The organism is Streptomyces sp. NPDC005438, from assembly GCF_040606315.1.
Classification (GTDB): Bacteria; Actinomycetota; Actinomycetes; order Streptomycetales; family Streptomycetaceae; genus Streptomyces.
Genome location: NZ_JBEXEP010000008.1, coordinates 90,100 through 109,205 on the forward strand (window position 1 = coordinate 90,100; position 19,106 = coordinate 109,205).

Genomic DNA, 19,106 nt, shown 5'->3' on the forward strand with positions numbered 1-19,106 from the left:
CGACAGTGGGCCCGCCCCTCCTACGAGGGGCGGGCCCACTGGTCGGTCCACCGGCCCGTTGACGCCGGGCCCGGGGAGGTGTCCTAGCCTCCGAACTCCTCCAGGCCCTTGAGCGCCTGGTCCAACAGGGCCTGGCGGCCCTCCAGTTCACGCTCCAGCTTCTCGGCCTTGGCGGTGTTGCCGGCCGCCCGGGCCTGCTCGACCTGACCGCGCAGCTTGTCCACCGCGTCCTGGAGCTGTCCGGTCAGACCGGCCGCCCGGGCGCGCGCCTCGGGGTTGGTCCGCCGCCACTCGGCCTCCTCGGCCTCCTGGATGGCCCGCTCCACGGTCTGCATCCGGCCCTCGACCTTGGGCCGGGCGTCCCGGGGCACGTGACCGATGGCGTCCCAGCGCTCGTTGAGGGAACGGAAGGCCGACCGGGCCGACTTGAGGTCGGTGATCGGCAGCAGCTTCTCGGCCTCGGCCGCGATCTCCTCCTTGCGGGCCAGGTTCTCCCGCTGCTCGGCGTCCCGCTCGGCGAAGACCTCGCCGCGAGCCTGGAAGAACACGTCCTGCGCGCCCCGGAAACGGTTCCACAGGTCGTCCTCGTGCTCCCGCTGCGCCCGGCCGGCGGCCTTCCACTCCCGCATCAGCTCGCGGTACTTGGCGGCCGTGGGGCCCCAGTCCCGCGAGCCGGACAGCGCCTCGGCCTCGGCGACCAGCTTCTCCTTGCGCTGACGCACCTCCTCGCGCTGGGCGTCCAGCTTGGCGAAGTGGGCCTTGCGCCGCTTGGAGAAGGCCGAACGGGCGTGGGAGAACCGGTGCCACAGTTCGTCGTCGGACTTGCGGTCCAGCCGGGGCAGCCCCTTCCAGGTCTCCACCAGGGCCCGCAGCCGTTCGCCGGCCACCCGCCACTGGTCGCTCTGGGCCAGTTGCTCGGCCTCGGTGACCAGGTCCTCCTTGGCCTTACGGGCCTCCTCGGACTGCCGGGCCTTACGGGCCTTGCGCTCCTCACGGCGTTCGGCGACCGTCTCGGCCAGCTTGTCCAGACGTTGCCGCAGGGCATCCAGGTCACCCACCGCGTGGTGGGCGTCGACCTGCTCCCTCAGGTGCTCCAGCGCGGCGTTGGCGTCCTTCGCGGACAGGTCGGTGGTTCGTACCCGACGTTCCAGGAGGCCGATCTCGACGACCAGTCCGTCGTACTTCCGCTCGAAGTAGGCCAGCGCCTCGTCGGGCGATCCCGCCTGCCACGAGCCGACGACCTTCTCCCCGTCGGCCGTACGGACATAGACGGTCCCGCTCTCGTCGACGCGGCCCCACGGATCGCTGCTCACAGCGCCTCCTCCACATGATGCCGACGAAGGGCGGCAGCCCCCGGCATCGTCCCCAGTGATCGTCTGGCATTCGCCCCGGCCGTACGCCGGGCGCGGTCTCCGCGGCCTCGGCGCCGTTCGGCCCTCAGTGCGGGAACCCTACACAACGCCAACATAGGCGAAGGTCACCCGCGCTGTCCGCATCCCGCGCACCATGAATGCCCCGCCGGGGAGCGTCCACGGGGCCCGGGTGGGCTCAGCTCTTGGAGACGGTGGCCTTGTCGATCACCACGGTGGCGTTGGGCGGGGTGTTCTGGGTGGTCGGGTCCATGGTGGAACCGGCCTTGGCGATCTTCTTGAGCACCTTCATGCCGGCGGCGTCCATGGTGCCGAACGGGGTGTAGTCCGGGGGGAGTTGGCTGTCCTTGTAGACCAGGAAGAACTGGCTGCCCCCGCTGTCCCGCCCCTTCTTGGTCTGCGGGTTGTAGCGGTTGGCCATCGCCACCGTGCCGGCCGGGTAGACCTTCTTCTTGAGCCGGGGGTCCTTGAGGTTCTCGTCCGGGATGGTGTAGCCGGGGCCGCCCTGGCCGGTGCCCTTGGGGTCACCGCACTGCAGGACGTAGATGCCCTGCTCGACCAGGCGGTGGCAGCGGCTGTGGTCGAAGAACTTCTGACCGGCCAGGAAGGCGAAGGAGTTCACCGTGTGCGGGGCCTTGTCGGCCTCCATCCTGATGTTGATGTCACCGCAGGTGGTGGCCATCTTCATGGTGTAGTCGGCCGACTTGTCGATCTTCATCGCCGGCTCCTTCTTCCACTGCTTGCCGTTGGGCTTGCCCTTGGCCGGCTTGTCGCAGGGGTCCGGGGCCTTGCTCGGTGACGGGGGCGTGCTGGGCTTCGCCGAGTCCTTGCCCTCCTCGTCGCCGTTGAGCCCCCCGGAGGCCGCGTACGCCGCGCCCGCGGCCAGGACCAGCACCAGACCGCCCGCGATCAGCGCGTTGCGGACCCTTCCCTTGCGCCGTTGCGCCGCGCGACGTTCCAACTGCCGCTGGTACTTCTCACGGGCGAGCTGCTTACGGCGCTGCTCGTTGCTGACCACGGGTCGTCTCCTTCATGGCCGTACGTCGTGCGATCCCTGGGCTGGCCGTACCGTATACGGCCGTCGCCGCCTGCCGGATGCCAGCCCGCCCTCGTCCTTCCGGCGATGAAACCGGGCAGGGATGATACCGAGGTGATCCGTCGGGAGTGGATAAGCGTTCACCACCCGCTACGTTCCGTTCGGCACCGCTCCCTCCCGGTAACCCGCCAGGGCCTCGCGGGGGCCCCAACCCGCCCTCCCCACAGGGCAGTTGGGCCATCCGACCGGCGGGAACTCGACGGCGGTCACCGGTGCGGGTGACCTAGCATTAGGCTCCAAGCAGCCGTGACACGGGCCGACAGCGGCCCGAGCCCACACCACCAGCGAGGGAGCGACGTGCTCATTGCCGGTTTCCCCGCCGGGGCCTGGGGGACCAACTGCTACCTGGTCGCCCCCGCCGCCGGCGAGGAATGCGTGATCATCGACCCCGGCCACCGCGCGGCCGAGGGAGTCGAGGAAGCCCTGGCCAAGTACCGGCTGAAGCCCGCCGCCGTACTGCTCACGCACGGCCACATCGACCACGTCGCCTCGGTGGTGCCGGTCTGCGGGGCACACGACGTGCCGGCGATGATCCACCCCGAGGACCGGTACATGATGACCGACCCGGAGAAGGCCCTGGGCCGGACCATCGGGCAACAGATCATGGGCGACCTCACCGTCGGCGAACCGGACGACCTGCGCGAGCTGACCGACGGCACCGTGCTGCGGCTGGCCGGACTGGAGCTGACCGTCACCCACGCCCCGGGCCATACCAAGGGGCTGGTGACCTTCGGGATGCCCGAACAGGCCGACGTTCCGCCGGTGTTGTTCACGGGTGACCTGCTGTTCGCCGGCTCCATCGGACGCACCGACCTGCCCGGCGGCGACCACGACGAGATCCTCGACTCCCTGGCACGGGTGATCCTTCCCCAGGAGGACTCGACGGTCGTGCTCGCCGGACACGGCCCCCAGACCACCATCGGCCAGGAGCGCGCCACCAACCCCTTCCTGAAGGCGGTGGCCGAAGGCCGAGGAGACGGCGTCGCCGCTCCCCGACGAGGAATGTGAACTCTCCGTGCGGACTTTCCAGGCCCCCAAGGGCACGTACGACCTGCTCCCCCCCGACTCCGCCCGCTACCTGGCGGTGCGCGAGGCCCTGGCGCTGCCGGCGCGCCGGGCCGGCTACGGATACGTGGAGACCCCCGGTTTCGAGGAGGTGGAACTCTTCGCCCGAGGCGTGGGCGAGTCCACCGACGTGGTGACCAAGGAGATGTACGCCTTCACCACCAAGGGCGGCGACGAACTCGCGCTGCGCCCCGAGGGCACCGCCTCGGTGCTGCGCGCCGCCCTGGAGGCCAACCTGCACAAGGCCGGCAACCTGCCGGTCAAGCTCTGGTACTCCGGCTCCTACTACCGCTACGAGCGCCCCCAGAAGGGCCGCTACCGCCACTTCTCCCAGGTCGGCGCGGAGGCCATCGGTGCCGAGGACCCGCACCTGGACGCCGAGTTGGTCATCCTGGCCGACGACGGCTTCCGTAGCCTCGGCCTGCGCGACTACCGGCTGCTGCTCAACTCCCTGGGCGACCGGAAGTGCCGCCCGGCCTACCGCGAACTGCTCCAGGAGTTCCTGCGCGCCCTCGACCTGGACGAGGCCACCCGGGACCGGATCGAGATCAACCCCCTGCGGGTGCTCGACGACAAGCGCGAGAGCGTACAGAAGCAGCTGACCGGCGCCCCCATGATGCGCGACCACCTGTGCCAGGAGTGCCGGGACTACCACGAGCGGGTGCGCGAACTGCTCACGATCGCCGAGATCCCCTTCGAGGACGACCCCAAGCTAGTGCGCGGCCTGGACTACTACACCCGCACCACCTTCGAGTTCGTCCACGACGGGCTGGGCGCCCAGTCCGCGCTGGGCGGCGGCGGACGGTACGACGGGCTGTCGGAGATGATCGGGGGACCCGAACTCCCGTCCGTGGGCTGGGCCCTGGGAGTGGACCGCACCGTGCTGGCCCTGGACGAGGAGGACGTACGACTGGACCTGGCGCCGCCGGTCCAGGTCTACGCGGTGCCCCTGGGCGAGGAGGCCCGGCGCGCGCTGTTCTCCGTGGTGACCGAACTGCGCCGGGCGGGCGTCACCGCCGACTTCGCCTTCGGCGGCAAGGGGCTGAAGAACGCCATGAAGTCCGCCAACCGTTCCGGCGCGCGCTTCGCGCTGGTCGCCGGAGAGCGTGACCTCGCCGAGAACGTCGCCCAGTTGAAGGACCTCGAAAGCGGCGAACAGGCTCCGGTGGCCTTGGACGAGGTGGTCTCCCGGCTGCGTTCGAGGCTGACGCTGACCACGGTCCGTGAGGCACAATGACCGCCACGACTCCAGGACGGGATTGGGCATCATGACGACCATGGCACCGCAACAGGACGCGCGGGACAGCGTGGACGAGCCGACCGAGGTCGCGGTGGGCGCCTCCCGGCCCTTCGCCTGGCTGCTGATCGTCACGGGGGCCGCCGGGCTGCTCGCCTCCTTCGTGATCACCCTGGACAAGATGAAGATCCTGGAGGCCAAGGCCGAGGGGCGCACCTTCACCCCCGGGTGCAGCCTCAACCCGATCGTCTCCTGCGGCAACGTGATGGAGTCCGACCAGGCCTCGGCCTTCGGCTTCCCGAACCCCCTGCTGGGGATGGTCACCTACTCCATCGTGATCGGTATCGGAGTGGCCGCCCTGGCCGGGGCCCGCCACCCCCGCTGGTACTGGCTGGGCCTCCAGGGCGGCACCCTGTTCGGGGTGGGCTTCTGCACCTGGTTGCAGTACCAGTCGCTGTACGAGATCGGCTCGCTGTGCCTGTGGTGCTGCCTGGCCTGGGCCGCGACCATCCTGATGTTCTGGTACACCACGGTCCACAACCTCCGCCACCGGTTGCTGCCCGCGCCCGAGGGGCTGCGTCGCACCCTGCTGGAGTTCCACTGGACGATCCCGGTGCTGTGGCTGGGCGTGATCGGCATCCTGATCCTGGTCCGCTGGTGGGAGTTCTGGACCAGCTGACCGCCTCCACCGTCCTCGGCGGAGGCGCTCGCCGGTGCGTTGTCACCGGGGTGAACTAAGGTTTCCGGCGTGGAGCCCGACCTGTTCACGGCGGCGGCCGAGGACCGCCAGGACCGTAACCTCTCAGCCAGCCCCCTCGCCGTACGGATGCGCCCCCGCGACCTGGGCGAGGTGGTGGGCCAGCAGCACCTGCTGCGTCCTGGTTCCCCGCTGCGCCGACTGGTCGGTGAGGGGGGCGAGGGACCGGCCGGTCCCGCCTCGGTGCTGCTGTGGGGGCCGCCCGGCACCGGCAAGACGACGCTGGCCTACGTGGTCAGCCAGGCCACCGACAAGCGGTTCGTGGAGCTGTCGGCGATCACCGCCGGCGTCAAGGAGGTCCGCGCGGTCATCGACGGCGCCCGACGCTCCTCGGGGGCCTACGGCAAGGACACCGTCCTGTTCCTGGACGAGATCCACCGGTTCAGCAAGGCACAGCAGGACTCCCTGCTGCCGGCGGTGGAGAACCGCTGGGTGACCCTGATCGCCGCCACCACGGAGAACCCGTACTTCTCGGTGATCTCCCCCCTGTTGTCCCGTTCCCTGCTGCTGACCCTGGAGCCGCTCACCGAGGACGACCTCAGGGGGCTGCTGCACCGGGCGGTCGAGGAGGAACGCGGGCTGGCCGGTTCGGTGAGCCTGTCGACGGAGGCCGAGGAACACCTGCTGCGGATCGCCGGAGGGGACGCCCGACGGGCGCTGACCGCCCTGGAGGCGGGGGCGGGCGCGGCGCTGGCCAAGGGGGAGGCGGAGATATCGCTGGCCACCCTGGAGGAGTCGGTGGACCGGGCGGCGGTGAAGTACGACCGGGACGGCGACCAGCACTACGACGTGGCCAGCGCCCTGATCAAGTCGATCCGGGGCTCCGACGTGGACGCCGCGCTGCACTACCTGGCCCGCATGGTCGAGGCGGGGGAGGACCCGCGCTTCATCGCCCGCCGGCTGATGATCTCCGCCAGTGAGGACGTCGGCCTGGCCGACCCCACCGCGCTCCAGACGGCCGTGGCGGGCGCGCAGGCGGTGGCGATGATCGGGTTCCCGGAGGCGCGGATCACCCTGGCCCAGGTCACGGTGGCGCTCGCCCTCGCCCCCAAGTCCAACGCCGCCTACCTGGGGATCGACGCGGCCCTGGAGGACGTCCGCGCCGGCAGGGCCGGCCCCGTTCCGCCCCATCTGCGGGACACCCACTACAAGGGCTCCAACTCCCTGGGCCACGGCGAGGGTTACCAGTACCCGCACGACCTTCCGGGTGCCGTCGCGGCACAGCAGTACGCCCCGGACGGCATCCACGGCAAGCGGTACTACACCCCCACCCGGTACGGCGCCGAGGCGAGGTACGCCGACGTGTGGGAGCGGGTGCGGGCACGGCTCCGAGGCCAGGAACCCGAGCGCTGACCCCGGCACGTCCGGCCCGCCCCAGCGCGTTCCCCCGTACTCCGGCGGGCGCCCGCCGCTTCGGCGCGCGCCCGCACGTCAACCCCGAGCGCCCCACCTTCGGGTGAAGTCGAGGCGCTGGGGCCGTGAGCCGCTACGCCTCCGCCGCGTCGAACAACCTCCGCATGGCGAGCCGGAGTTCGGCCACGTCCCGCACCGGGTCCGGGAACTCGAAGCGGGCGTCGAAGACCGCCGAGCCCCCGGTGACGAAGCGCACCCGCATCCCGAACCGGTCCAGCGCCAGGGGCACCGCCGACCAGCAGGCATCGTGGGCCAGGGACTCGTCCAGCTCGACGTCGTGCAGGGCGCACAGGCTCTGCCGTTCGTCGCCCAACAGCCGGCTGAGGGTGCGCAGATGGGAGTCGTGGGAGCTGGCGAGGTGCTGGAGCAGCTCCGTCTCGTGCTGGGCCAGGGGGTCCGGTGCGGCGACGGTGAAGTCCTCCGGCTCCACCGTCTCGGTGCCCCACAGGTCGTCCACACAGGTCTCCCCGACCTCCAGTCGCAGCGCGGTCCAGGACGTGACCGAACCCATACCGTCGGGGTGGGTGAGGCCGTCCAACCCGGTCCAACCTGCGGTTTTCCTCTGCTGGGTGGCGGTGAGCCAACCGGCGACCCAGGCCCTTCCCCGGATGCGGTGGGGTACGGAGACGGGGGCGACGTCCGTGATCTCCAGGACAGCGGTAACATCGTCCCCCCGGGCACGGTTCCCCGCCCTCGCGGCAGGGGACCCGGCCGGGACGAGCAAGAGCACATCCCCATCGGCGGTGACCGTGCGGGCCTCGCGTACTTCGGAGGCCAGCGGATCCGTCTCCATGCCTGGGATGGTCAGCGCCGCTGAGGCGTTCGACTCGACCAGTGTGCGTACGCGCTCGGCAGCGGTGGGCTGCCGAGCCTGTGGTGTGGTGTGGGCTGGTTCGCCCCGATCAATGTCCGCGTAATGAGCCGAGCCGGCGCCAGGCACACCGCTGCCAGGTCGAGACATAGCGTTCTCCTCCGGTAAGGTAAGGCTCACCTAACTTACATGGAGGTCCGTTCAACGTGAACCAGTCGCGTCCCAAGGTCAAGAAGTCGCGTGCCCTCGGCATCGCGCTGACCCCGAAGGCCGTCAAGTACTTCGAGCAGCGCCCCTACCCCCCGGGGGAGCACGGCCGTGGCCGCAAGCAGAACAGCGACTACAAGGTGCGGCTGCTGGAGAAGCAGCGGCTGCGCGCGCAGTACGACATCAGCGAGCGCCAGATGGCCCGTGCCTACGAGCGCGCCCGCAAGGTCGAGGGCAAGACCGGTGAGGCCCTGATCGTGGAGCTGGAGCGTCGCCTCGACGCCCTGGTGCTCCGCTCCGGCCTGGCCCGCACCATCTACCAGGCCCGGCAGATGGTCACCCACGGCCACATCGACGTCAACGGCCGCAAGGTCGACAAGCCGTCCTTCCACGTCCGTCCCGACGACGTGGTGCGGGTGCGCGAGCGCAGCCGCAGCAAGCACCCCTTCCAGGTGGCCCGTGAGGGTGGCTACGCCACCGACGGCGAGACCCCGCGCTACCTGGAGGTCAACCTTCAGGCGCTGGCCTTCCGCCTGGACCGGGACCCGCAGCGCAAGGAGATCCCGGTGATCTGCGACGAGCAGCTGGTCGTGGAGTACTACGCCCGTTGATCCGCTCGCTCACGCCCCACGCGTGAGCGGTCACCACGTGGGACCTCCCGCGTAGCGGACCTCGGCGGTGTGGTCCCCGGCCACGTTCGTGCCCCAGCCCGTCTCCCTCCGGTTCCGGCCGGCCGGGAGGCGGGCTGCGGTGTGTGCGGGCGCCCGCCGGCGGTCGGCCGACGGGCCGTTCGGCGGCCGGCGCGTGATCGCCGTGGCGGCCCGAAAGCCGTTACGGGACAGGTGGCTTGGCGCGGTAGGGTCGTGCCCTGCCGCCGAACCGCGGCCCAGGACGTTGCGATCCGGTGGCGAGCGACTCGGGCCACCCCGACCGGGGTGGCAGGGACCCCTCGGCCGCCCGGTCACTCCGGTCGCCGGGGGAGGGGCAGACGAATCCGAGGGAACCCGAGGGGTTCCGCGAAGGCGGTGCGAGCGTGTCCGGTGGAGAGGTTGCCGGCATCCTGGTGGCGGTCTTCTGGGCGATCCTGGTGTCCTTCCTCGCCGTGGTGTTGGTGAGGCTGGCGCAGACGCTCAGGGCGGCCACCAAACTGGTCACCGACGTGACCGAGCGGGCCGTACCGCTGCTGGGCGAGGCCTCGGTGACGGTGCGCTCGGCCCAGTCCCAGCTGGAGCGGGTGGACGCCATCGCCAGCGACGTGCAGGAGGTCACCTCCAACGCCTCGGCCCTGTCCTCCACCGTCTCCACCACCTTCGGGGGCCCCCTGGTCAAGGTCGCCGCCTTCGGTTACGGGGTGCGGCGGGCCATGGGGCGCAAGCAGAAGCCACCCCCGAGCCGGGTGGTCACAGGACGTACGGTGTCGGCCGCCCGATGGGCCGGTGGCCGGCGGAAGAGGGGCTGAGACCGCATGTTCCGTCGAGCCTTCTGGTTCACCACCGGCGCCGCCGCCGGGGTGTGGGCCACCACCAAGGTGCAGCGCAAGCTGCGGGAGTTGAAGCCCGACGCGCTGGCCCACCGGGCCGCCGACCGGGCGGTGGAGACCGGGCACCGGCTCAGGGAGTTCGCCCTGGACGTACGGGCCGGAATGGCCCAGCGTGAGGGGGAGTTGAACGAGGCACTCGGGCTGAACGCCCCGGTGGACGTCGATCCTCCCCGGATCGCCGCACAGGCGCCCAGGCCCCAACTGGGCGGCGCCCAGCACCCCGTTGAACGTCCCCACGACTGGAGAGAGGACCACTGATGGAGTCGGCAGAGATTCGTCGGCGTTGGCTGCGCTTCTTCGAGGAGCGGGGGCACACCGCGGTGCCGTCGGCATCGCTGATCGCCGACGACCCGACGCTGTTGCTGGTCCCGGCGGGCATGGTGCCGTTCAAGCCGTACTTCCTCGGCGAGGTCAAGCCGCCCTACGACCGGGCCGTGAGCGTGCAGAAGTGCGTGCGCACCCCGGACATCGAGGAGGTCGGCAAGACCACCCGGCACGGCACCTTCTTCCAGATGTGCGGCAACTTCTCCTTCGGTGACTACTTCAAGGAGGGCGCCGCCAAGCTGGCCTGGGAGCTGCTGACCACCCCGCAGGACCAGGGCGGGTACGGCCTGGAGGGCGACCGGCTGTGGATCACCGTCTACCAGGACGACGACGAGGCCGAGCGGATCTGGCGTGACGTGGTGGGCGTGCCCGCCGAACGTATCCAGCGGTTGGGCAAGGAGGAGAACTACTGGGACATGGGCGTGCCCGGTCCCTGTGGTCCCTGCTCCGAGGTCAACTACGACCGGGGCCCGGCGTTCGGCCCCGAGGGCGGCCCGGCCGTCAACGACGAGCGTTACGTGGAGATCTGGAACCTGGTCTTCATGCAGTACGAGCGCGGGCCCGGCCGGGGCAAGGACTACGAGCTGCTCGGCGACCTGCCCACCCGCAACATCGACACCGGACTCGGTCTGGAACGCCTGGCGATGATCCTCCAGGACGTGCCGAACATGTACGAGACCGACACCCTGCGTGTGGTCATGGACGAGGCCACCGAGCTGACCGGTGTCCGCTACGGCACCAGCGAGCGCACCGACGTGTCCCTGCGGGTGGTCGCCGACCACCTGCGGACCTCGGTGATGCTGATCGGCGACGGGGTCACCCCCGGCAACGAGGGCCGGGGCTACGTACTGCGCCGGATCATGCGGCGGGCCATCCGCAACATGCGGCTGCTGGGCGCCGAGGGGCCGGTCGTCGGACGGCTGGTGGACGTGGTGCTGAAGACCATGGGCCAGCAGTACCCGGAGCTGTTGGAGGACCGTCGGCGCATCCAGACGGTGGCCCTGGCCGAGGAGTCGGCGTTCCTGAAGACCCTCAAGGCCGGCACCGGCATCCTGGAGGAGGCCGTCGCCCAGACCAGGTCCTCCGGTGGGCGCGTGCTGTCCGGCGACAAGGCGTTCCTGCTCCACGACACCTGGGGCTTCCCGATCGACCTCACCCTGGAGATGGCCGCCGAACAGGGCCTGTCCGTGGACGAGGACGGGTTCCGCCGGCTGATGAGGGAGCAGCGGGAGCGGGCCAAGGCCGACGCCCAGGCCAAGAAGACCGGTCACGCCGACCTGTCGGCCTACCGCGAGGTGGCCGACTCGGCCGGCAACACCGAGTTCATCGGGTACACCGACACCGAGGGCGAGGCCACCGTGGTGGGCCTGCTGGTGGACGGCCTGCCCTCCCCGGCCGCCCACGAGGGCGACGAGGTCGAGGTGGTCCTGGACCGTACCCCCTTCTACGCCGAGGCCGGCGGGCAGCTGGCCGACACCGGGCGGATCCGGGTCGAGGGCGGTGCGGTGATCCAGGTGCGGGACGTGCAGAAGCCCGTCACCGGGGTGAGCGTCCACAAGGGCGTGGTGCAGGTCGGCGAGGTGACCCTGGGCGCCTCGGCGTACAGCCAGATCGACGTCACCCGCCGTCGGGCCATCGCCCGGGCGCACAGCGCCACCCACCTCACCCACCAGGCGTTGCGTGACGCCCTGGGGCCGACGGCCGCCCAGGCCGGGTCGGAGAACTCCGCCGGTCGGTTCCGTTTCGACTTCGGTTCGCCCTCGGCCGTACCGGGCACGGTGCTCACGGACGTGGAGCAGAAGATCAACGAGGTGCTCTCCCGTGAACTGGAGGTCACCTCCGAGGTGATGAGCATCGACCAGGCCAAGAAGCAGGGCGCGCTCGCGGAGTTCGGCGAGAAGTACGGCGAGGAGGTGCGGGTGATCTCCATCGGCGACTTCTCCAAGGAACTGTGCGGAGGCACCCACGTGGGCAACACCGCCCAGCTGGGGCTGGTGAAGCTGCTGGGCGAGTCCTCCATCGGCTCCGGGGTGCGCCGGGTGGAGGCCCTGGTCGGGGTGGACGCCTACCGCTTCCTGGCCAAGGAGCACACGGTGGTCTCCCAGCTGACCGACCTGGTCAAGGGCAGCCGCCCGGAGGAACTGCCCGAGCGGGTCTCGGGAATGCTCAGCCGGCTCCGTGAGGCGGAGAAGGAGATCGAGCGGTTCCGCGCGGAGAAGGTCCTCCAGGCCGCCGCCGGACTGGCCGAGGGCGCCCAAGACGTGCACGGGGTGTCGCTGGTCGCGGCCCGGGTGGAGGAGGGCACCACCCCGGAGAACCTGCGCACCCTGGTGCTGGACGTACGGGGACGGGTACCGGCCTCGCGGCCGGCCGTGGTGGCCCTGTTCACGGTCACCAAGGACCGTCCGCTCACCGTGATCGCCACCAACGAGGCGGCGCGGGAGCGCGGCCTCAAGGCCGGCGACCTGGTCCGTACGGCGGCCAAGACCCTCGGTGGCGGGGGCGGCGGCAAGCCCGACGTGGCCCAGGGCGGCGGCCAGGACCCGGAGGCCGTGGAGCGGGCGATCCTGGCGGTCCGTCAGATGGTGTCGGAGAAGGCGTGACCGAGGAGAGTGGCTCGGCTCCGCCGCGGCGAGGCCGCCGGCTGGCGGTCGACGTCGGGGACGCCCGCGTGGGTGTGGCCAGCTGTGACCCCGACGGGGTACTGGCCACCCCGGTGGAGACGGTGCCCGGGCGGGACGTACCGGCCGCGCTGCGGCGACTGGGGCAACTGGTCGCCGAGTACGAGCCGTTGGAAGTGGTCGTCGGCCTCCCCCGTTCGCTCAGCGGGCGGGAGGGGCCGGCCGCCGACAAGGTGCGGGGCTTCGCCCGGCAGTTGGCCCGGGGCATCGCCCCGGTGCCGGTGCGGCTGGTGGACGAGCGGATGACCACGGTCACCGCCACCCAGTCCATGCGCGCCTCCGGGGTGAACACCAGGAAGGGCCGGTCCCGGGTGGACCAGGCCGCGGCGGTGGTGATCCTGCAGAGCGCCCTGGACGCCGAACGGACCTCGGGGCGGCCCCCGGGGGAGTGCGTCGAGGTGGGGGCCTGATCGCGGTACGGTAACGTTCCGCGCGACACGACAGTCTGTTCCGGGGCATCCACGCGTCGGTGTGCTCGGACCAATCCGCCCAAGGGCGCGTTGTCCGCTGTCGATTGGCGGCACAAGGGGATCGATGACTGACTACGGCCGGGACTCCGGCTCACAACCCTGGTATCCCGACGATCCCCTCTACGGGGATCAGGGATGGGGTACGAGTCCTGGGGAGCCAGCCCAAGCGGGGAGTTGGGACACCACCTACGGCGGGCAGCAGCCGTACTACTACCCGCAGGACACCACCGGTGGCTACCCGCAGTACGACCAGAACGGCTACCCGATCCCGGAGCATCCGCAGAACGGGTACGGGCAGCAGTGGGACACCGGGCAGTTCCCCACCGATTCCCAGGGATACCCCTCCGGCCACTACGGCCAGCCCCATCCGCAGTACCCGGGTCAGTCCGGCCACTACGGTCAGCCCGGTCACCCTGGCCAGCCCGGGCACCCCGGTCATCCGGGTCACCACGGCGCTGACACCGGCGGCCACCAGGTGTACCCCCCTCAGGCCGGCCACCTGGCCGCCCCCGACCGGCAGGGCAGTCACCCGTACGGCCAGCAGCAGTCCGGCCATCCCTCGTACCCGGGGCACCCTGGTCAGCCCGGTCACCCCTCGCACCCGGGTCACCCCGGGCACCCGTACCCCCACCAGGGGCAGCAGCAGGGGCCGGACACCGGGGCGCACGCGGTGCACCAGGTGGCCGAGGACCTGCCCGACAGCGGCTGGGACCCCGGGCCCGACCAGGGTGAGGAAGCGTTCTTCCTGGACCGGGACGAGGATGCCGAGGAGGAACGCCGGGCGTTCCTCGCCGACACCAAGGCACAGCAGCAGTCCGGCCGTCGGGGCCGGGACCGGGACCGGGACCGGAGCGAGGGACGCGGCCGGCGTTTCACCTGCCTGGGCCTCGCCTTCCTGCTGGCCGTACTGGGCACCGTCGGCTACTTCGGCTACCGCTTCTGGGAGAGCCGGTTCGCCAGCGCCCCCGACTACAACGGCCAGGGCACCGGGGAGGTTTCGGTCCGCATCCCCGAGGGCTCCTCCCTGTCGGACATGGGCAACATCCTCAAGCGGGCCGGAGTGGTGAAGTCCCACGACGCCTTCGTGGAGGCCACCGAGTCCGACCAGCGGGCCCAGGGCATCTCGCCCGGCACCTACTCGATGCGCAAGAACATGTCGGCCAAGGCCGCCGTCACCCGCATGTTGGACCCCAAGAGCCAGAACACCCTGATCGTCGCCGAGGGCCTGCGGGCCTCCCGGATCTACGCCCTGATCGACAAACAGCTCAAACTGCGCAAGGGCTCCACCTCCAAGGTCGCCAAGAAGACCGACCTGGGTCTGCCCAAGTGGGCCGAGAACAACCCCGAGGGGCTGCTGTTCCCCTCCCGCTACAGCGTCGCCCCCTCGGACAAGCCCCAGGACGTCCTGCGGCAGATGGTCAAGCGGGGCACCTCGGAGTTCGCGCGGGTCAACCTCGAACGGGAGGCGCGGAAGGTCGGGCGCAGCCCCCGCGAGATCGTGACCATCGCCTCCCTGATCCAGGCCGAGGCCCAGGAGGACAACGAGTTCGGCAAGGTCTCCCGGGTGATCTACAACCGCCTCAAGCCGGGCAACACCGCCACCTGGGGCCGCCTGGACTTCGACTCCACCATCAACTACGCGATGGGCCGCTCCACTCTGGACGTCTCGGTCGGCGACACCCGCTACCCCTCCCCGTACAACACCTACTTGCACAAGGGCCTGCCCCCGGGGCCCATCGACAGCCCCGGGCACCAGGCGTTGAAGGCGGCCCTCAACCCGACCAAGGGCAAGTGGCTGTACTTCGTCACCGTGAAGCCGGGGGACACCCGGTTCGCGGAGACCAAGGAGCAACACGACAAGAACGTGCGGGAGTTCAACGAGGAACGCCGCAAGAAGGGGAACGACTGATGTCCGGCGCGCACCGGGCGGCCGTACTGGGCTCGCCCATCGCCCACTCCCTGTCCCCGGTGCTGCACCGGGCCGCCTACCGCGAACTGGGGCTGGACGACTGGACGTACGAGCGCCACGAGGTGGACGAGGACGGGCTGAAGGGCTTCCTGGACGGGCTGGACCAGGACTGGGCCGGGCTGTCCCTGACCATGCCCCTCAAACGCGCCGTCATCCCGCTGCTGGACCAGGTCAGCGCCCCGGCCGCCACCGTGGAGGCGGTCAACACCGTGCTGTTCCGGGGGAGTTCGCGCATCGGCGACAACACCGACATCCCCGGGATGCGTGCCGCCCTCGCCGAGCGTGGGGTCGACCGGGTGCCGGCGGTGACCCTGCTGGGCGCCGGCGCCACCGCCGCGTCCGCCCTGGCCGCCGTGGCCGAACTGTGCACCGGAGCGGTGACCGCCCGGGTGCGCGGGCACCACCGGGCCGAGCAGATGTCCACCCTGGGGGAGCGGCTCGGGGTGGCCGTCGCCCCCCGGGACTGGGCCGGTGCGGCGGACTCCCTCGCCGCCCCGCTGGTGGTCGCCACCACTCCGGCCGGGGCGACCGACGCCCTGGTGGATGCGGTACCGGCGCGTCCGGGAACCCTGTTCGAGGTGCTCTACGACCCCTGGCCCACCCCCCTGGCCGCCGCCTGGCGGGAGCGGGGCGGCACCGTGGTCAGCGGCCTGGACCTGCTGGTCCACCAGGCGGCGCTCCAGGTGGAGCTGATGACCGGGGTGGAACGGGCCCCCCTGGAGGCGATGCGGGAGGCCGGGCGGCGGGCGCTGGCCGAACGCTGAACCGCCGGCCGCGAACCGGAACCCCGGAAGGGGCCGGGGCGGCGTCCGTACCCTGGACTCGGGGTCTGACCCGCCCGGCGCCATGAAAGGATCAGGGCGGAAACCTCAAGGCCCAGGGAGCTGAGGAGCACCGTTGAGCAGGTTGCGCTGGCTGACCGCGGGGGAGTCACACGGCCCCGCCCTCGTCGCCACTCTGGAGGGGCTGCCCGCCGGGGTGCCGATCACCACGGACATGGTGGCCGACGCGCTGGCGCGCCGTCGCCTCGGTTACGGCCGTGGAGCGCGGATGAAGTTCGAGCGGGACGAGGTGACCTTCCTCGGCGGGGTACGCCACGGGTCCACCCTCGGCTCGCCGGTGGCGATCATGGTCGGCAACACCGAGTGGCCCAAGTGGGAACAGGTGATGGCCGCCGACCCGGTGCCGGCCGAGGAACTGGCCGAACTGGCCCGCAACGCCCCCCTCACCCGACCCCGGCCCGGTCACGCCGACCTGGCGGGGATGCAGAAGTACGGCTTCGACGAGGCCCGCCCGGTGCTGGAGCGGGCCTCCGCCAGGGAGACCGCCGCCCGTGTCGCGCTGGGCACCGTGGCCCGCTCCTACCTGCGGGAGACCGCCGGGGTGGAGATCGTCTCCCACGTGGTGGAACTCGGCGCCGCCAAGGCCCCGTACGGCACCGTTCCGGTGCCGGAGGACGTGACCCGGCTGGACGCCGACCCGGTGCGCTGCCTGGACGAGGACGCCAGCGCCGCGATGGTGGCCGAGATCGACCAGGCCCACAAGGACGGCGACACCCTCGGCGGGGTCGTCGAGGTGGTCGCCCACGGGGTGCCGGTCGGACTGGGCTCCCATGTGCACTGGGACCGGCGGCTGGACTCCCGGCTGGCCGGCGCCCTGATGGGCATCCAGGCGATCAAGGGCGTCGAACTGGGCGACGGCTTCGACCTGGCCCGGGTCCCCGGTTCGCAGGCCCACGACGAGATCCACGCCACCGAGGACGGTATCCGCCGGGCGTCCGGCCGCTCCGGGGGCACCGAGGGCGGACTGTCCACCGGCGAACTGCTGCGGGTACGCGCGGCGATGAAGCCCATCGCCACCGTGCCCCGCGCCCTGGCCACCGTGGACGTCCGCACCGGTGAGGCGACCAGCGCCCACCACCAGCGCTCGGACGTGTGCGCGGTGCCGGCGGCGGGCATCGTGGCGGAGGCCATGGTCGCCCTGGTGCTGGCCGACTGCGTGGCGGAGAAGTTCGGCGGCGACAGCGTGACGGAGACCCGCCGCAACGTCCGGGGCTACCTCGACCACCTGGCGATCCGATGAGCGCCCCCCGCGTCGTCCTGGTCGGCCCGATGGGCGTCGGCAAGACCACGGTGGGCCGGCTGCTCGCCGAACGGCTGGACGTCGGCTTCCGCGACACCGACACCGACATCGAACAGCGCGCCGCCCAGCCCATCTCCGAGATCTTCGTCAACCACGGCGAGGACCACTTCCGCGCCCTGGAACGCGAGGCGGTACGCCTGGCGGTGACCGAACACACCGGCGTACTGGCCCTGGGCGGGGGAGCGGTGATCTCCGAGGAGAACCGCGAGCTGCTGTCCGGGCTGCCGGTGGTGTTCCTCGACATGGAGGTGGGCGAGGCGGTCAAACGGGTCGGTCTGGACGCCCCCCGACCGCTGCTGACCATCAACCCCCGCAAACAGTGGCGCGACCTGATGGGCCAGCGCCGGCCCCTGTACCAGCAGGTCGCCCGGGCCACCGTCACCACCGGGGGCCTGGACCCCGAGCAGGTGGCCCAGGCCGTACTCGACGCATTGGAGCCCAGCACCACATGACGGCATCCCCGACTTCCCCCGAGCCGTCCGAGCCCCTGCGGGTCACCGTGCCCGGTGAGGCCGGGGCACCGCCCTACGACGTGCTGATCGGACGCCAACTGCTGGGCGAACTGCCGGGGTTGGTCGGCGGCGCCCGGCGGGTGGCGGTGCTGCACCCCGAGGCCCTCGCCGAGACCGGACAGCTGCTCCGCGAGGACCTCCAGGGCCAGGGCTTCGAGGCGATCGCCGTGCAGCTGCCCAATGCCGAGGAGGCCAAGACCGCCGAGGTCGCCGCCTACTGCTGGAAGGCCCTGGGCCAGAGCGGCTTCACCCGCACCGACGTGCTGGTCGGGGTCGGCGGCGGGGCCACCACCGACCTGGCCGGCTTCGTGGCCGCGACCTGGCTGCGCGGGGTGCGGTGGGTGGCCGTCCCCACCACGGTGCTGGGCATGGTGGACGCGGCGATCGGCGGTAAGACCGGCATCAACACCGCCGAGGGCAAGAACCTGGTCGGCGCCTTCCACCCACCGGCCGGGGTGCTGTGCGACCTGGCCGCCCTGGAGTCGCTGTCCCCCCACGAGTACGTCAGCGGTCTGGCCGAGGTGATCAAGGCCGGTTTCATCGCCGACCCGGGCATCCTGGAGCTGATCGAGGCGGACCCGGAGGGTGCCCGTACCCCCACCGGCCCGCACACCACCGAGCTGCTGGAGCGCTCGATCCGGGTCAAGGCGGACGTGGTCTCCCGCGACCTGAAGGAGTCCGGGCCCCGGGAGATCCTCAACTACGGCCACACCCTGGCCCACGCCATCGAGAAGAACGAGCGCTACAACTGGCGGCACGGCGCGGCCGTCTCGGTCGGCATGGTGTTCGCCGCCGAACTGGGCCGGATCGCCGGGCGGTTGGACGACGACACCGCCGACCGGCACCGCCGGGTGCTGGAGTCCGTCGGACTGCCGGTGACCTACCGGGGCGACCAGTGGCCCCGGCTGCTGGAGACGATGCGGGTGGACAAGAAGTCCCGGGGGGACCTGTTGCGCTTCATCGTGCTGGACGGCCTGGCCAAGCCGGTGGTGCTGGAGGGGCCGGACCCGGCCATGCTGCTGGCCGCCCACGCCGAGATCGCGGCGGGTGACGCGTGAGCGGGAGGGCGGCCCGGAAGGTGCTGGTCCTCAACGGCCCCAACCTGGGCCGACTGGGGTCGCGGGAACCGGATGTCTACGGAACCACGTCATACGAGGGGCTGGTGGGGCGCTGCGCCGAGGTGGGCGCCGCACTGGGCCTGGAGGTGGAGGTCCGGGAGACCAACGACGAGGGCGAGATGATCCGCTGGCTGCACGAGGCGGCGGACCACACCCTGCCGGTGGTGCTCAACCCCGGTGCCTTCACCCACTACTCGTACGGGATGCGGGACGCCGCCGCGCAGCGCACCGCACCCCTGATCGAGGTGCACCTGTCCAACCCCCACCGCAGGGAGGAGTTCCGGCACAACTCGGTGGTGGCGGCCGTCGCCTCCGGTACGGTCGCCGGCTTCGGCATCGGGTCCTACACCCTCGCGCTGCGGGCCCTCGCCGAGCAGTTGACCGACTGAACCCG

At 71.4% G+C, this 19,106-nt stretch carries 19 protein-coding genes; 15 read left to right on the forward strand and 4 right to left on the reverse strand.

Annotated features, from left to right (window positions below; all coding sequences use genetic code 11):
- Nucleotides 1-83: 83 nt before the first annotated feature.
- Both ABZT14_RS17995 and ABZT14_RS18000 read right to left on the reverse strand, forming a co-directional pair.
- Complete coding sequence (locus tag ABZT14_RS17995; protein ID WP_356303385.1) at nt 84-1,313, reverse strand: DUF349 domain-containing protein; 1,230 nt, start codon at nt 1,311-1,313, stop codon at nt 84-86.
- A 235-nt stretch (nt 1,314-1,548) separates the two neighbouring features.
- Nucleotides 1,549-2,388: a peptidylprolyl isomerase gene (locus ABZT14_RS18000; RefSeq protein ID WP_356303388.1), complete on the reverse strand. Its 840-nt coding sequence runs from the start codon at nt 2,386-2,388 to the stop codon at nt 1,549-1,551.
- Nucleotides 2,389-2,763: 375 nt separating this feature from the next.
- On the opposite strand from ABZT14_RS18000, the gene ABZT14_RS18005 reads away from it, so the two are divergent.
- From ABZT14_RS18005 to ABZT14_RS18020, 4 genes are all read left to right on the forward strand, one after another.
- Entirely contained in the window at nt 2,764-3,474 is a 711-nt protein-coding gene (locus ABZT14_RS18005; RefSeq protein WP_356303391.1) for an MBL fold metallo-hydrolase, read from the forward strand.
- A 7-nt stretch (nt 3,475-3,481) separates the two neighbouring features.
- Complete coding sequence (hisS, locus tag ABZT14_RS18010; protein ID WP_356303394.1) at nt 3,482-4,768, forward strand: histidine--tRNA ligase; 1,287 nt, start codon at nt 3,482-3,484, stop codon at nt 4,766-4,768.
- Nucleotides 4,769-4,808: 40 nt separating this feature from the next.
- The gene (locus tag ABZT14_RS18015; protein ID WP_356303397.1) at nt 4,809-5,447 is read left to right on the forward strand and encodes a vitamin K epoxide reductase family protein; all 639 of its coding nucleotides are present in this window, start codon (nt 4,809-4,811) and stop codon (nt 5,445-5,447) included.
- 69 nt (nt 5,448-5,516) lie between these two features.
- Nucleotides 5,517-6,878, forward strand: a complete 1,362-nt coding sequence (locus ABZT14_RS18020) for a replication-associated recombination protein A (RefSeq protein ID WP_356303400.1) — start codon at nt 5,517-5,519, stop codon at nt 6,876-6,878.
- Between the two features lie 133 nt (nt 6,879-7,011).
- Here the strand turns inward: ABZT14_RS18020 and ABZT14_RS18025 are convergent, their stop codons facing one another.
- Entirely contained in the window at nt 7,012-7,449 is a 438-nt protein-coding gene (locus ABZT14_RS18025; protein ID WP_356303403.1) for a DUF2470 domain-containing protein, read from the reverse strand.
- Between the two features lie 506 nt (nt 7,450-7,955).
- Here ABZT14_RS18025 and rpsD point away from each other — a divergent pair.
- The 5 genes from rpsD to ruvX all read left to right on the forward strand — a co-directional run bounded on the left by rpsD (nt 7,956) and on the right by ruvX (nt 12,911).
- The gene (rpsD, locus tag ABZT14_RS18030; RefSeq protein ID WP_356303406.1) at nt 7,956-8,567 is read left to right on the forward strand and encodes a 30S ribosomal protein S4; all 612 of its coding nucleotides are present in this window, start codon (nt 7,956-7,958) and stop codon (nt 8,565-8,567) included.
- A gap of 422 nt (nt 8,568-8,989) precedes the next feature.
- Nucleotides 8,990-9,415, forward strand: coding sequence for a DUF948 domain-containing protein (locus ABZT14_RS18035; RefSeq protein ID WP_356303410.1), 426 nt, complete (start codon nt 8,990-8,992; stop codon nt 9,413-9,415).
- Nucleotides 9,416-9,421: 6 nt separating this feature from the next.
- On the forward strand, nt 9,422-9,754 hold the full coding sequence (locus tag ABZT14_RS18040; protein WP_356303413.1) for a DUF6167 family protein: 333 nt from the start codon (nt 9,422-9,424) through the stop codon (nt 9,752-9,754).
- Nucleotides 9,754-12,423 (forward strand): alanine--tRNA ligase, encoded by a 2,670-nt coding sequence (gene alaS / locus ABZT14_RS18045; RefSeq protein ID WP_356303416.1) that lies wholly within the window; start codon nt 9,754-9,756, stop codon nt 12,421-12,423. The genes ABZT14_RS18040 and alaS overlap by 1 nt, the downstream gene beginning before the upstream one ends.
- Nucleotides 12,420-12,911 carry a Holliday junction resolvase RuvX gene (gene ruvX / locus ABZT14_RS18050; RefSeq protein WP_356303419.1) on the forward strand — a complete coding sequence of 164 codons (492 nt, stop codon included), beginning with the start codon at nt 12,420-12,422 and terminating at the stop codon, nt 12,909-12,911. The genes alaS and ruvX overlap by 4 nt, the downstream gene beginning before the upstream one ends.
- A gap of 151 nt (nt 12,912-13,062) precedes the next feature.
- Here the strand turns inward: ruvX and ABZT14_RS18055 are convergent, their stop codons facing one another.
- Nucleotides 13,063-13,638 (reverse strand): hypothetical protein, encoded by a 576-nt coding sequence (locus ABZT14_RS18055; RefSeq protein WP_356303422.1) that lies wholly within the window; start codon nt 13,636-13,638, stop codon nt 13,063-13,065.
- A gap of 12 nt (nt 13,639-13,650) precedes the next feature.
- Between ABZT14_RS18055 and mltG the strand changes: the two genes are divergently transcribed.
- From mltG to aroQ, 6 genes are all read left to right on the forward strand, one after another.
- Nucleotides 13,651-14,880: an endolytic transglycosylase MltG gene (gene mltG, locus ABZT14_RS18060; protein WP_356303425.1), complete on the forward strand. Its 1,230-nt coding sequence runs from the start codon at nt 13,651-13,653 to the stop codon at nt 14,878-14,880.
- On the forward strand, nt 14,880-15,704 hold the full coding sequence (locus ABZT14_RS18065) for a shikimate dehydrogenase (protein ID WP_356303428.1): 825 nt from the start codon (nt 14,880-14,882) through the stop codon (nt 15,702-15,704). The genes mltG and ABZT14_RS18065 overlap by 1 nt, the downstream gene beginning before the upstream one ends.
- 133 nt (nt 15,705-15,837) lie before the next feature.
- Complete coding sequence (gene aroC, locus ABZT14_RS18070; protein WP_356303431.1) at nt 15,838-17,022, forward strand: chorismate synthase; 1,185 nt, start codon at nt 15,838-15,840, stop codon at nt 17,020-17,022.
- Nucleotides 17,019-17,534, forward strand: coding sequence for a shikimate kinase (locus ABZT14_RS18075; protein WP_356303434.1), 516 nt, complete (start codon nt 17,019-17,021; stop codon nt 17,532-17,534). Before aroC ends, ABZT14_RS18075 begins: the two co-directional genes overlap by 4 nt.
- Complete coding sequence (gene aroB / locus ABZT14_RS18080; protein ID WP_356303437.1) at nt 17,531-18,652, forward strand: 3-dehydroquinate synthase; 1,122 nt, start codon at nt 17,531-17,533, stop codon at nt 18,650-18,652. The genes ABZT14_RS18075 and aroB overlap by 4 nt, the downstream gene beginning before the upstream one ends.
- Nucleotides 18,649-19,101: a type II 3-dehydroquinate dehydratase gene (aroQ, locus tag ABZT14_RS18085; protein WP_356303440.1), complete on the forward strand. Its 453-nt coding sequence runs from the start codon at nt 18,649-18,651 to the stop codon at nt 19,099-19,101. Before aroB ends, aroQ begins: the two co-directional genes overlap by 4 nt.
- The last annotated feature ends 5 nt before the right edge of the window (nt 19,102-19,106 follow it).

What these genes read in the sequence shown, in the direction of transcription:
- ABZT14_RS18015 (WP_356303397.1), top strand. Translation starts at nt 4,809, where the DNA reads ATGGCACCGCAACAGGACGCGCGGGACAGCGTGGACGAGCCGACCGAG.
- ABZT14_RS18025 (WP_356303403.1), bottom strand. Translation starts at nt 7,449, where the DNA reads ATGGGTTCGGTCACGTCCTGGACCGCGCTGCGACTGGAGGTCGGGGAG.
- ABZT14_RS18040 (WP_356303413.1), top strand. Translation starts at nt 9,422, where the DNA reads ATGTTCCGTCGAGCCTTCTGGTTCACCACCGGCGCCGCCGCCGGGGTG.
- alaS (WP_356303416.1), top strand. Translation starts at nt 9,754, where the DNA reads ATGGAGTCGGCAGAGATTCGTCGGCGTTGGCTGCGCTTCTTCGAGGAG.
- ABZT14_RS18065 (WP_356303428.1), top strand. Translation starts at nt 14,880, where the DNA reads ATGTCCGGCGCGCACCGGGCGGCCGTACTGGGCTCGCCCATCGCCCAC.
- ABZT14_RS18075 (WP_356303434.1), top strand. Translation starts at nt 17,019, where the DNA reads ATGAGCGCCCCCCGCGTCGTCCTGGTCGGCCCGATGGGCGTCGGCAAG.
- aroB (WP_356303437.1), top strand. Translation starts at nt 17,531, where the DNA reads ATGACGGCATCCCCGACTTCCCCCGAGCCGTCCGAGCCCCTGCGGGTC.